Source organism: Microbacterium sp. KSW4-4, from assembly GCF_023091185.1.
Taxonomy (GTDB): Bacteria; Actinomycetota; Actinomycetes; order Actinomycetales; family Microbacteriaceae; genus Microbacterium; species Microbacterium paraoxydans.
The window spans coordinates 1,259,559-1,272,580 of sequence record NZ_JAHWXJ010000001.1 but is presented as its reverse complement, the minus strand read 5'-3'; the positions used below and the strand labels follow the sequence as shown (position 1 = coordinate 1,272,580).

Below are 13,022 nucleotides of genomic sequence, written 5' to 3'. Positions count from 1 at the left end.
GAGAGAATCCATGAGCACTCAGAACGAGCAGGCGCTGCTCGACAGCATCCCCACCGGCCTCTTCATCGGCGGGGAGTGGATCGAGGGGGAGACCGGCGCGACCTTCGACGTCAAGGACCCCTCGACGAACCAGGTGATCCGCACGATGGCCGACGCCACCCCCGCGGACGGCATCCGGGCGCTCGACGCCGCCGTCGCCGCGCAGGAGGAGTGGGCCGCGACGGCACCGCGCGTGCGCGGCGAGATCCTCCGCCGGGCGTTCGATCTCGTGCAGGAGCGCAAGGAGGACCTCGCGCTGCTGATGACGCTCGAGATGGGCAAGCCCCTCGCCGAGGCCCGCGGCGAGGTCGCCTACGGCGGCGAATTCCTCCGCTGGTTCAGCGAGGAGGCCGTGCGCATCAGCGGCCGCTACGGCCTCAACCCCGAGGGCACCGGTCACATGATCGTGTCCCAGCGCCCCGTCGGCCCGTCGTTCTTCGTCACGCCGTGGAACTTCCCGTTCGCGATGGCCACGCGCAAGATCGCCCCCGCCCTCGCCGCCGGCTGCACCGTGGTGATCAAGCCCCCGGCACTGACGCCGCTCACGACCATCTTCTTCACGACCCTGCTCGAGGAGGCCGGTCTGCCCAAGGGCGTCGTCAACGTCGTGCAGACCTCGAAGTCGAGCGCCCTGTCCGCCCCGATCATCGCCGACCCGCGCCTGCGCAAGCTGTCCTTCACCGGGTCGACCGAGGTCGGCCGCAAGCTCATCGCCCAGGCAGCCGAGGGCGTGCTCCGGGTCTCGATGGAGCTCGGCGGCAACGCGCCGTTCGTCGTGTTCGACGACGCGGACCTCGACAAGGCCGTGGACGGCGCTCTCGCCGCGAAGTTCCGCAACATCGGTCAGGCCTGCACGGCGGCGAACCGCTTCATCGTGCACAAGGACGTCGCGGGCGAGTTCGCCAAGCGCGTCACCGAGCGTGTCAACGGCATGAAGATCGGCCGCGGCACGGAGGAGGGCGTGGCGATCGGCCCGCTCATCGACGAGGACGCCGTGGCCAAGGCCGGCGAGCTCGTGGACGACGCCGTCGAGCGCGGCGCGACCCTGCTCGCGGGCGGCAAGGCGCTCGAGGGCACCGGCACGTTCTACGAGCCCACGGTCCTCACCGACGTCGTCCCCGGTTCCGCGATCCTCCGCGAGGAGATCTTCGGCCCGGTGCTCGCGATCGCGACCTTCGAGACCGAGGACGAGGCCGTGCGCCTCGCCAACGACACCGAGTACGGCCTGGTTTCCTACGTCTTCACCGAGAACCTGCAGCGCGGTCAGCGGATGATCGACGCGCTGGAGACCGGCATGATGGGTCTCAACGTGGGTGTCGTCTCGAATGCGGCGGCTCCCTTCGGCGGCGTCAAGCAGTCCGGCGTCGGCCGCGAGGGCGGCTTCGAGGGCATCCACGAGTACCTGTCCACCAAGTACACGCTGATCCCGGTCTCCTGACCTTCCCCCTGAACGGCCTGGGTCCCTGAGCCTGTCGAAGGGCCCCAGCACACGAGAGGACAACTCATGACCGACTACGCCGTCGTCAACCCCGCCACTGGCGAGACCCTGGCGTCGTACGACACGTTCACCGACGCGCAGATCGAGGAGGCCGTCGCCGCCGGGGACGAGGCCCACCGCGAGTGGTCGCGCTCCACCACGGTCGCCGACCGTGCCGCGCTGCTGCGCCGTGCGGCCGAGCTGCACCGCGAGCGCCGCGAGGAGCTGGCCGACATCTTCGTGCGCGAGATGGGCAAGCCGCGGGAAGCCGCACTCGGCGAGGTCGACTTCGCCGCCGACATCGCGGAGTACTACGCGGACCAGGCCGAGGACATCATGGCCGACCAGCCCATCAAGATCCTCGGGGAGGGGTCGGCGATCATCCGCCGCTCCTCGCTGGGACCGCTCGTGGGCATCATGCCGTGGAACTTCCCGGCGTACCAGATCGTGCGCTTCGCCGCGCCGAACCTGATCGTCGGCAACACGATCCTTCTGAAGCCCGCGCCGCAGTGCCCGGAGTCGTCGAGCGCGATCGAGGCGATCTACCACGACGCCGGCTTCCCCAAGGGCGCGTACCAGAACGTGCTCGCCACGAACGACCAGATCGCGGCGATGATCGCGGACTGGCGGGTTCAGGGCGTGTCGCTGACCGGCTCCGAGCGTGCAGGCGCCGCGGTCGCCGAGGTCGCGGGCCGCAACCTCAAGAAGGTCGCACTGGAGCTCGGCGGGTCCGACCCGTTCATCGTGCTCTCCACCGACGACCTCGACGCCACCGTGCAGGCGGGCGTGGACGCGCGCCTCGACAACAACGGGCAGGCCTGCAACGGCGCCAAGCGCTTCATCATCGTCGACGACCTCTACGACGCGTTCGTGGAGAAGTTCACGGCGGCGATGGCGGCCGTCGAGGCGACCGATCCCACGCTCGACGACACGGTCCTCGGCCCGGTCTCGTCGGAGGCGGCGGCGGAGAACCTGCAGAAGCAGATCGACACCGCCGTGGCCCAAGGTGCGACCCTGCTCACGGGCGGCACGCGCGACGGGGCGTTCTTCGCACCGACCGTGCTCGCCGACGTGACCCCGGAGATGGACGTCTACCGCGAGGAGCTGTTCGGCCCCGCGGCCGTCGTCTACCGTGTCGCGGACGAGGAGGCGGCGGTCGCGCTGGCCAACGACACCACGTTCGGTCTCGGCTCCTACGTCTTCACGACGGACGAGGCGCAGGCGGAGCGGGTGGCCGACAGGATCGAGGCCGGCATGGTCTACGTGAACCTCGTGCTCGCCGACAGCCCCGAGCTCCCGTTCGGCGGCATCAAGCGCAGCGGCACGGCTCGGGAGCTCGGCCACCTGGCCGCCGACGAGTTCGTCAACAAGAAGCTGATCCGCATCGGCTGACCGTCGACCCACCCCCTTGCGGCCGAGCGGCCCCCTTGCGTGCGCACGCAAGGGGGCCGCTCGCACGAGAGGGGCCGGGTCGACGGGGGTGCGCGTCGAGGACGGACGAGGCACAATGGCGGCATGAGTGCGCACACGGATCCGGTCCAGTCCCTCACCGCGGAGCAGAGCTGGGAGCACCTGCGCAGCCAGGAGCTCGGGCGGCTCGTGACCCGGGTCGGCGAGACCATCGACATCTTCCCCGTGAACTATGCCGTGGACGGCGAAGGACTCCTGTTCCGCACGGCCCCCGGGAGCAAGCTGTTCGAGCTGACGGTCAACGCCGACGTGCTCTTCGAGGTCGACGACCACACGGACACCGCCGCCTGGAGCGTCATCGTGCGCGGGCGTGCGGAGGCTCTGGAGACCGACGCCGACATCGAGCGGGCGGAGGCGGCGGGTCTGCGTCCGTGGATCCCGACCGACAAGCGCGTGTACGTGCGCATCGCCCCGGCGTCGGTGTCCGGCCGCGCGTTCCGGCGCGATCCCGAGCCCGACCGGGACGGCCCGCAGGAGTACTGAGCCCGGCCCGGGGAGGCCTCGGCGGGCGTAGGGTCGGGGTATGGCCAACGTCGCTGAGAACATCGTCAAGACTCTGAACGCCAACGGAGTCGACCGGGTCTACGGCATCCCGGGCGACTCCCTGAACGGACTCACGGACGCCCTCCGCAAGGACGGCCGGATCCGCTGGGTGCACGTACGCCACGAGGAGTCCGCCGCCTTCGCCGCCGCGGCCGACGCCGGCACCACCGGAGACCTCGCCGTCGTGGCGGGCTCGTGCGGCCCCGGCAACCTGCACCTCATCAACGGCCTGTACGACGCGCAGCGCTCCCGCGTGCCGGTGCTGGCCATCGCCGCGCACATCCCGACCGTCGAGATCGGCACCGGGTACTTCCAGGAGACCCACCCGCAGGAGCTGTTCCGCGAGTGCAGCGTGTACGTCGAGTACGTTGCTGACCCGTCGCAGATGCCGCGGCTGATGGAGATCGCGATGCGCGCGGCCATCGAGCAGCGCGGCGTCGCCGTCCTCGTGATCCCGGGTGACGTGGCGCTGTCCGAGATCGCGGACGACCGCGCTGTGGTGATCGAGCGCACCCGCCCGCTGATCCAGCCCAGCGGCCCGGAGCTGGAGAAGGCCGCGACCATGCTGAACGCGGCGAAGAAGGTGACCATCCTCGCCGGGGCCGGCGTGGAGGGTGCGCACGACGAGGTGATCGCGCTCGCCGACGCGCTCGGAGCCCCCATCGTCCACGCGCTGCGGGGCAAGGAGTTCATCGAGTACGACAACCCGTTCGACGTCGGGATGACCGGGCTGCTCGGCTTCGCGTCCGGCTACCGGGCCATGGAGGCCGCCGACACGCTCCTCGTCCTCGGCAGCGACTTCCCGTACGAGCAGTTCTACCCGGAGCACGCGACCACCATCCAGGTCGACATCCGCGGGTCCCAGCTCGGCAAGCGGCACCCGCTCGACCTCGGCCTCGTCGGTGACGTGAAGGCGACCGCCGAAGCCCTGCTGCCCCGTCTCGCGCGGAAGGACGACCGCGGCCACCTCGACGACGCCGTGGCCCACTACCGGAAGACGCGCAAGAAGCTCGACGAGCTCGCGGTGCCGGCCAAGGGAAAGCGGCCCATCCATCCGCAGTACCTCGCCCGACTCCTGGACGAGTACGCCGCCGACGACGCGATCTTCACCGCCGACGTGGGCTCGCCCACCGTCTGGGCCGCGCGCTACCTGTCCATGACCGAGGGGCGCCGGCTGATCGGATCGTTCACGCACGGCTCGATGGCGAACGCCCTGATGCACGGCATCGGCGCGCAGGTCGCGCATCCGGATCGTCAGGTCGTGGCGCTCGCCGGCGACGGCGGCCTCGCGATGATGCTCGGCGAGCTGCTCACGCTCACCCAGAACGGTCTCCCGGTCAAGACGATCGTGGTGAACAACTCGTCGCTGAACTTCGTGGAGCTGGAGATGAAGGCCGCCGGCTTCGTCACCTACGGCACCGGGTTGGACAACCCCAGCTTCGCGGCGATCGCCGAGGCCATGGGCATCTTCGCCCGTCGGGTGGAGCGCAGCGAGGATCTGCCGGAGGCCGTCCGCGAGGTCCTCGCGCACGACGGTCCCGCGCTCCTCGACGTCGTGACCGAGCGCCAGGAGCTGTCCATGCCGCCCGCGATCGAGGCCGCGCAGGTCAAGGGCTTCGCGCTCTACGCCATCCGCACGGTCATGTCGGGTCGCGGCGACGAGCTGCTCGACCTCGCACGGGCGAACTGGCGTCAGCTCTTCTGACGCGGCCCTCCGCCACGTGACGCCGGCTCGGGACCCCCTCCGGATCCCGAGCCGGTGTCGTGTCAGCTCTCGACGAGTGCCCTGACCTCTGCGGCCTCGGCGTGCCGCCCCAGTGCCTCCAGCATGTCGCCGAGCTCCAGCGCCGCCACCTGACGCAGCGGTGGGAAGCCCTCGGCATGCTCCAGGGCGCTCCGGTACACCGGCACGGCATCGGCCGGGCGGTCGTTCCCCGCGAGCACCCGGCCCGCGAAGAGTTCCGAGCTTCCGGCGGCGCCCTGGTCGCCGAGCGCCGCGAAACCGTCGGCGGCGGTGAGAGCCGCGGCGACGGCCTCATCGGTCCGGCCCAGCTGAGCGAGCGCGCGGCCGCGAGAGTCGGTCACGTCAGCGAGCAGCCAGCCGGCTTCATGCTCCTGGGCGAGCGCGGCGACCTCGTCGAAGAGCGGGAAGGCGCGCTCGTCACCCCGGCCTGCGTAGGCCTGGCCGAGGCTGTGCAGCACCTCGGACAGCGCGCCGACGGCCTCGGGGGCACGCCGCACGATGTCCGCAGCGCCCTCCAGCAGCCGGACGGCGTCGTCGTGCTCCTCGAACCGGGCGAGGATCTTCGCCTGCTCCGTCATGGCCATGGCCTGGTCGGCGTGGGACTCCGCCTGCCCGAACAGCTCGGCCGCGTAGCCGTGTGCGCCGACCGCCTGACCGAACTCGCCGGACTCGGCGAGCGACCGGGCCAGGAGCGAGGCGGTCATGGCGCGCGAACCCGCAGGAGTCTCGGCGTTCTCCTCGCGTTGGAGCACGTCGCCGAAGAGCTCGGCTGCCTCCTCCGCGTCTCCCGCGCGGAGCATCGCCCTGGCCAGCCGGAAGTCGACGCCGGTGCGATCGCCGTCGTCCTGCAGGCGAGCGGCCAGACGGTAGCGGGCGACGGCCTTCTCGGGCTCCTCGGCGTCCTCCCAGAGCGCGCCCGCGAGCACATGGGCCTCGGCGAGAGCGCGGGTGGCGCCGAGTTCGGCGAGCAGCCGGCACACCTCGTCGGCGTCGACGGCCCCGTCCTGGTACGCACCCGTGCCGCCGCGTACGCGGGCCCGGGTCTGCAGCGCGTGGGCCCGGTGTCCGGCGGACAGGTCCTCCTGGGAGAGGAAGCGGTCGAGGAGCGTGCGACCGGCGTCGAGGTCGCCCTTGCTCAGCACGGCGCCGATCGCCACGAGGGTCGTGGTGTTGGACAGCCGGGTGTCCTCGGCCTCCGCGAACGAGCGCGCGGCGAGCTCGGCGAGGTCGAGCGCCGCATCCGGCTCCTCCGCCCGGAGGTGCAGCGACGCGCGGCTGATCGCCAGATCGCCGCGCGACCACGCGGGAAGACGGTCGGCCTCGGCCAGTTCCTCTTCGAGCGCCGCCATGGTCTCGTCGGTGTGCAGGCCGAAGGTCGCCAGGCCGAGCCGCTCCTCGAGGTCGGCCTGCGCGTCGTTCCCGGCGGCCCGAAGCGCGGCGATCCGTTCGGGGAGAAGGCGCTCGGCCTCGTCCACGCGATCGAGTGCGACGAGGATGCCGAGGTGCATCGACAGGAGCTGCGCGCGCTTGGCGGCGTCGTCGATCTCCAGGGCGTGCGGGAGGGCGGCGAGGGTCTCCTGCTCGGCGCCGAACTGCGCGAGCTGCATCGCCCGCTCGAACCAGCCGTCCGGGTCGGTCGGGGTCGTGGCCGGCGCGGGGGCGACGAACGCGTCGGAGCGGATCGGGACGTCGTAGCTCTCGTCGGCGAGAGCGCGCATCCGGGCGAGGCTGCGGGCGTGGCCGTCAGTGCCGTCCCGCTCGTCGAACTGTGCGCCGATGCGCTCGGCCGTCGACCAGGCGGTCGCGGCGAGCTCGGCGGCGCTCCACGGGCCGTCGTGCGCGCCCAGCAGCGGCACGAGCGCCGGGGCGTCGGCGCCGCGGACCGGGGTGTCGCCGTGTCCGGCGGCGGTGACGCGGTCGAGAGCGACCGCGAAGGCGGTGAGGGCGGCGAAGTGCGCGTCGACGTTGAGGCCGTCGTGGGCCAGCCACGCGATGTGCTTCTCGATCAGGGCCAGCGCCCGCGCCTCGTTGCCGGTGATCGCGGCGAACACGATGTTGTTGGCCACGATGCGCAGGTTGTCCGGGTTGTCCTTCGCCAGGCGGTAGCTGCGCAGGTGCGCGGTCTTCGCGTCCTCCGCGCGACCGGCACGCAGATACGGCAGCAGCACGCGGGACAGGGCGTGCTCCGGCTCTTCGCCGCACGAGAACCCGCCCTCGAGCATCTCCTCGACGAGGCGGATCGCGTCGGCGTCCCGGTCGGTCTCCGCGAAGAATCCCGCGAACTGGCTGCGGCTGCACGCATCGCAGTGGCTGTGCTCGTCGCGCGGCGTGGCCTCGAGCTGCACCCGGAGGGCCTCGGCGGCGTCGAACCGACCGGAATCCCAGGCGTCCTCGAAGCGGGCGGTCAGCACGCCGCTGAGGCCGAGCCCTGCGGCGCGGTAGTGCGCCTCCATGTCGTCGAGCACCGCCGTGATCTGCTCCTGCGAGAAGGCGGGGGAGGAGCGCAGGGACGACGCCATCCACTTGAACTGCCACATGAGGTCGGCCCCGCCGTTGTCGAGGTCGGCGGGGAACCGCTGCGGGTCGGCGTCGTGATGCGCCAGGCACCAGGCGAAGGAGTTGAGCATGACGTCGGTGGCCCCGACCATGTTCGCCGAGGCGGTCTGGCGCATCCGGGCCTCGTACTCCAGCCGTTCATCGCCGATCTCGATGGCCAGCGCGACGGCCTCCGCCACGAGGGCCTGCTCGGCCGGGCCCCACGGGGTGCGATCGATCTCCTCGATGAGCTGCTGGAAGCGCTTCTTCGGACGTGCCATGGAGGGCCCTTTCGGGTAGTCGGGGGTGTCAGCGCGCGTCGAAGGGGAGCGTGTCCCCCTCGAGGCCGGCGGAGAGCGAGACGAGGTCGGAGAGGGCGCTGGTCATGAGCGCCCGATCGGCGTCCGAGAGCGGGTGGTGACCTGCGAGGAGCGCCTGGATGTAGAGGAGTTGGACCGTGCGCGCGAACACGGCGTCGTCCTCGACACGGACGAGGGCGCGGACGACGCGGTTGGACCAGTTCAGGCACAGCCGCGCCGTGAGGTCGTCGTCTCGCGCGGACGAGAGCGTCTGGTCGATGCGGTCGAGCACCCCGCCCCAGAGCGTGCTCGCGATGCCTTTGGTGCGTCCACGATCGATCGTCCGCAGCACCTCGGGATCCGCGACGTAGAGCCCGGTCAGCTCGGGGCGATCGATCGCCCTGACCACGACGGCACAGTCGGAGGCGGCGAGCACGGCGCCGGCGCGGGACTCCAACGCCATCGCGATGTCCCGGTCGTCGAGCGGCGGCGGGTCGAGGCGATCGAGCTCCCCGGTCACATCGACCTGCTCGACCGTGACCTGCGGGTAGAGGTCGGGGAGCAGGCGGATCAGATCGGCGTCATAGAGGTAGCCGCCGTTGACGAGCACCTCGTCCGAGGGGGAGATGCCCGCCACCTGGCGGAACTCGTCGACGGTCTGGGCGTAGCGCACGTGAGGGTAACGCTCCACGAGCTCGCCGATCCGCAGCGTGCCGTGCGTCGTCTCCACGGTGAGCCAGCGGGTGATGAAGCGCGCGAGCTCCTCATCGTGGCGCACCAGGGACTTGAGTCCGACCTCGTGCACGGCGACGAACTGCGCGAGACGATGCGGTTCGCGCAGCCCGAGTTCGAGCACCCAGCGGCGGATCCCGGCGCCGAGTTGCTCCCGGACGTGCTCCAGGGCCGTGTCCTCGACGAGGGATTCGCGGCTCGCGGTCGGTGCGAGGCCGGTGGAGTCGACGACGGCGCGCACGAAGAAGGCCCAGTCGGGCAGGACGTCGTCGACGCGCTCGGACAGCAGCATGCGCCCCAGGTACATACGGGTCGCCTGGCGGGCGCCGGGCGGGGGTGCGAAGGGCAGCACGTACGCCAGGCCCTGCGTCCCGGTCGCCGGCTCGCTCAGCGGGATCACGTCCAGCGGGGCGGCCCCGAGCAGGTCGCGACCGTACTGCACGGCCGCCTCGATGTCGGCGGCGGAGTCGAGGAAGGGCGGCTCGCGCGTCACGTCGATGTCCCCGCCCGGCGCGTCGATGGTCACCCGCACCGGCAGGAACTCCCCGAACGTGGTCGCGAGCTCGTGCACGGCCGCCGGCCGCAGCAGCTCGTCGGCGTCGAAGCGCGGCACGAGGTGCACGCTGGTGCCGATCGGCAGGTCGTCGTCGATCTCCACGACGCGGAACGTGCCGTCGGCGCTGCCCGTCCACTCCACCGCGGGTCCGCCTCTGGCGCTGCGGGAGCGGATGACGATGGTGTCGGCGACCATGAAGCAGCTCAGCAGCCCGATGCCGAACTGGCCGAGGAAGTCGCTCCGGGGGAGGTCGAAGATGTCCCGCTTGGAGCTGCGTCCGACGGTCGCGAGCAGATCGGCGACCTCGGCTGCGGTCAGGCCCACCCCGTCGTCGCGGAGCACGAACTCACCGGTCTGCGCGGTGAGCGGCGTGATGCGGATGCGGCTCCCGCCCCCGTCGACCTCACGGCGCGCCGCGATCGCGTCCCTCGCGTTCTGGAGCAGCTCCCGCAGATAGACCCGGGGACTGGAGTAGATGTGCCGGCTGAGCAGATCGACGACTCCGCGCAGATCCACCTGGAACTGCTGCACATCCCCACTCACATGCGTCCCTTCCTGCTTCGTCCGCCCGCCGAGCCTAGCAACAACGCGGGTTCCGCTTCCTGTTCGGCACCACCGGATCGATGCCGTATGCTTGGTGAGCAGTTGTTCTCTGCATTCTTTCGCCGTGCCTGGCGTCTACGACATCGGCCGGTGGCAGGGTGGGGAGGGCATCCCCGAGACCTCCGGGTCTCTAGGGCGGTAGCTCAATTGGCAGAGCAGCGGTCTCCAAAACCGCAGGTTGCAGGTTCGATTCCTGTCCGCCCTGCGCGTCAGCGCACGCTGACACACGAAAGGTACATTCAGGATGGATCAGGACGAACCGCGCGGCGACGTCGTCGCGGCCGGCGCCACGCGCCAGAAGAAGGGCAACCCCTTCTCCCGGTTCTTCGGGGGCATCGCCCTGTTCATCCGCCAGGTCATCGCCGAACTGCGCAAGGTCGTCACCCCGACCCGCAAGGAGCTTTTCAAGTTCACGGGTGTGGTGCTCGTCTTCGTCCTGATCGTCATGGGCATCGTCTACGGTCTCGACTACGTCTTCGGGCTCCTGACGCACTACGTGTTCGGAATCCCTGGCTGATGACCCCCGCGGCGACAGCCGCAGCTATGGAGAAGAAGCAACGTGTCTGAACGATATTCCGACGACGCCGACTGGGCGACCGCCGCAGAGCAGTCCAGCGAGGAGGACGAGGCCCAGGAGGGCAACGTGCTCGCCGCCGAGGAGCTCTCGGTCACCTCTGCCGAGCACGTCGCGGTCCACGTCGAGGACGAGGACGGCGAGCAGGAGACGGAAGACATCGACATCGACATCGACGACCCGGAGGCGGACGCCATCGTGAACGACGCTCTGAACCTGGACGAAGCCGCGGAGTCCGAAGCCGCCGCCGAGGTCCTCAACGATTCCGTGGCCGAGGAGGTCGCGGAGCAGGAGGCCGAGGCGGCCGACGAGGTCACCCCGTACGAGGGACCTGACGTGAACGGCGAGGACGACCGTCCCGCCGCCGAGTCCGACGACGACGAGTCGGCTTCCGAGGAAGACCCGTACGAGGCCTTCCGCATGGACCTGCGCATGCTCCCCGGCAAGTGGTACGTCATCCACTCGTACGCCGGCTTCGAGCGCAAGGTCAAGGCGAACATCGAGCAGCGCAAGTCGACGCTCGAGGTCGAGGACGAGATCTACCAGGTCGAGGTCCCGATGGAGGACGTCGTCGAGATCAAGAACGGCCAGCGCAAGATGGTCACCCGTGTGCGCATCCCCGGCTACGTGCTGGTGCGCATGGAGCTCACGGAAGACACCTGGTCGGTCGTGCGGCACACCCCCGGCGTCACCGGCTTCGTGGGCAACGCCCACAACCCGACGCCGCTGCGCTTCGAAGAGGCCTTCAACATGCTGAAGTCCCTCGTCGAGGTCAAGGACGTCCCGACCGCCAAGAACATCGCGGCCAAGGGCGGCGTCGCCGTCGCCCGCCCGCTTCCCGCCGAGGTCGACTTCGAGATCGGCGAGACCATCACGATCAAGGAGGGCTCGTTCGCGGGTCTTCCCGGTTCGATCAGCGAGATCAAGCCGGAGAGCGGCAAGCTCACGGTCCTCGTCTCCCTCTTCGAGCGCGAGACCCCGGTCGAGCTGTCGTTCGACCAGGTCACCAAGATGATCTGACACTGTCTCGAGAACGGCCGCCTCTTCAGGGGCGGCCGTTTTCTTTCCCCCGACCCACCCCCTTTCGTGTCTCCCGGCCCCTTGCGGACGTACGCAACGGGCCGGCTCGTACGGAAGGGGCCGGCTCGCCAGCGGGGGAGAGATCAGGTAGACTTACGTGGTTTGTGCGATAGCCCGCATGGGTCCCTGAGCTTGTCGAAGGGCGCGCAGACGACCACGGGCCGGAGAGGCCGGAGCCGTGGGAGAAGCGGATGCTCGCATCCGCCTCGAGGAAAGGAAAGAGAATGGCACCGAAGAAGAAGGTGACCGGCCTGATCAAGCTTCAGATCAACGCCGGTGCCGCCAACCCGGCGCCGCCGATCGGCCCCGCGCTCGGTCAGCATGGCGTCAACATCATGGAGTTCTGCAAGGCGTACAACGCCGCGACCGAGTCGCAGCGCGGCAACGTCATCCCCGTCGAGATCACCGTCTACGAGGACCGCAGCTTCACCTTCGTCCTGAAGACCCCGCCCGCGGCGGAGCTCATCAAGAAGGCCGCCGGCGTGCAGAAGGCTTCGGCCACCCCGCACACCGTCAAGGTCGGCAAGATCACCAAGGACCAGGTCCGTCAGATCGCCGAGCAGAAGCAGGCCGACCTGAACGCGAACGACATCGAGGCCGCCTCGAAGATCATCGCCGGCACCGCCCGTTCCATGGGCATCACGGTCGAGGGCTGAGGAGAATAATCATGGCTACCAAGTCCAAGGCTTACAAGGCTGCCGCCGAGAAGATCGAGGCAGACCGTTTCTACACGCCGTCCGAGGCCGTCGCGCTCGCGAAGGAGACCGGTTCGGCGAAGTTCGACTCGACCGTCGAGGTCGCGCTGAAGCTCGCCGTCGACCCCCGCAAGGCGGACCAGATGGTGCGCGGCACCGTCATCCTGCCCCACGGCACCGGTAAGACCGCCCGCGTCATCGTGTTCGCCACCGGCCCCGCGGCCGAGGCTGCGATCGCCGCCGGCGCCGATGAGGTCGGCGGCGCCGAGCTCATCCAGAAGGTCGCCGACGGCTGGACCAACTTCGACTCCGCGGTCTCGACCCCGGAGCTCATGGGCCAGGTCGGTCGTCTCGGCAAGGTGCTCGGTCCCCGTGGCCTGATGCCGAACCCGAAGACCGGCACCGTGACTCCGAACCCGGCCAAGGCCGTCGAGGAGATCAAGGGCGGAAAGATCGAGTTCCGCGTCGACAAGCACGCCAACGTGCACTTCGTCATCGGCAAGGCCTCGTTCTCGGCCGAGCAGCTGAACGAGAACATCGACGCCGCTCTCGAGGAGATCGTCCGCCTCAAGCCGTCCAGCGCCAAGGGCCGTTACATCCAGAAGGGTGCGGTGTCGACCACGTTCGGCCCCGGCATCCCGCTGGACGTCAACGCCATCTGACGCGTCGACGGGT

At 70.1% G+C, this 13,022-nt stretch carries 10 protein-coding genes and 1 tRNA gene; 9 read left to right on the top strand and 2 right to left on the bottom strand.

Going from position 1 to position 13,022, the window contains the following annotated elements; genetic code table 11:
• Positions 1 to 10: 10 nt before the first annotated feature.
• From KZC57_RS06300 to poxB, 4 genes are all read left to right on the top strand, one after another.
• A complete protein-coding gene (locus KZC57_RS06300) occupies positions 11 to 1,477 on the top strand; it encodes an NAD-dependent succinate-semialdehyde dehydrogenase (RefSeq protein ID WP_247641286.1) in 1,467 nt (488 codons plus the stop codon).
• A 66-nt stretch (positions 1,478 to 1,543) separates the two neighbouring features.
• A complete protein-coding gene (locus KZC57_RS06295; RefSeq protein WP_247641285.1) occupies positions 1,544 to 2,908 on the top strand; it encodes an NAD-dependent succinate-semialdehyde dehydrogenase in 1,365 nt (454 codons plus the stop codon).
• Positions 2,909 to 3,031: 123 nt separating this feature from the next.
• Complete coding sequence (locus tag KZC57_RS06290) at positions 3,032 to 3,469, top strand: pyridoxamine 5'-phosphate oxidase family protein (RefSeq protein ID WP_105950310.1); 438 nt, start codon at positions 3,032 to 3,034, stop codon at positions 3,467 to 3,469.
• Between the two features lie 40 nt (positions 3,470 to 3,509).
• Positions 3,510 to 5,234 (top strand): ubiquinone-dependent pyruvate dehydrogenase, encoded by a 1,725-nt coding sequence (gene poxB, locus KZC57_RS06285; RefSeq protein WP_060923243.1) that lies wholly within the window; start codon positions 3,510 to 3,512, stop codon positions 5,232 to 5,234.
• Between the two features lie 62 nt (positions 5,235 to 5,296).
• On the opposite strand, the gene KZC57_RS06280 is transcribed toward poxB, so the two are convergent.
• Complete coding sequence (locus tag KZC57_RS06280) at positions 5,297 to 8,089, bottom strand: hypothetical protein (RefSeq protein WP_247641284.1); 2,793 nt, start codon at positions 8,087 to 8,089, stop codon at positions 5,297 to 5,299.
• 28 nt (positions 8,090 to 8,117) lie between these two features.
• Positions 8,118 to 9,938 (bottom strand): HSP90 family protein, encoded by a 1,821-nt coding sequence (locus KZC57_RS06275; protein ID WP_247641283.1) that lies wholly within the window; start codon positions 9,936 to 9,938, stop codon positions 8,118 to 8,120.
• A 192-nt stretch (positions 9,939 to 10,130) separates the two neighbouring features.
• Here KZC57_RS06275 and KZC57_RS06270 point away from each other — a divergent pair.
• The 5 genes from KZC57_RS06270 (at position 10,131) to rplA (ending at position 13,009) form a co-directional block, all read left to right on the top strand.
• Positions 10,131 to 10,203: transfer RNA gene (locus KZC57_RS06270), tRNA-Trp, on the top strand.
• A 39-nt stretch (positions 10,204 to 10,242) separates the two neighbouring features.
• A complete protein-coding gene (secE, locus tag KZC57_RS06265) occupies positions 10,243 to 10,515 on the top strand; it encodes a preprotein translocase subunit SecE (RefSeq protein WP_025102339.1) in 273 nt (90 codons plus the stop codon).
• Positions 10,516 to 10,557: 42 nt separating this feature from the next.
• Positions 10,558 to 11,592 carry a transcription termination/antitermination protein NusG gene (gene nusG, locus KZC57_RS06260; RefSeq protein ID WP_060923013.1) on the top strand — a complete coding sequence of 345 codons (1,035 nt, stop codon included), beginning with the start codon at positions 10,558 to 10,560 and terminating at the stop codon, positions 11,590 to 11,592.
• Positions 11,593 to 11,876: 284 nt separating this feature from the next.
• Positions 11,877 to 12,308 carry a 50S ribosomal protein L11 gene (rplK, locus tag KZC57_RS06255; RefSeq protein WP_025102337.1) on the top strand — a complete coding sequence of 144 codons (432 nt, stop codon included), beginning with the start codon at positions 11,877 to 11,879 and terminating at the stop codon, positions 12,306 to 12,308.
• 11 nt (positions 12,309 to 12,319) lie between these two features.
• The gene (rplA, locus tag KZC57_RS06250) at positions 12,320 to 13,009 is read left to right on the top strand and encodes a 50S ribosomal protein L1 (protein ID WP_025102336.1); all 690 of its coding nucleotides are present in this window, start codon (positions 12,320 to 12,322) and stop codon (positions 13,007 to 13,009) included.
• The last annotated feature ends 13 nt before the right edge of the window (positions 13,010 to 13,022 follow it).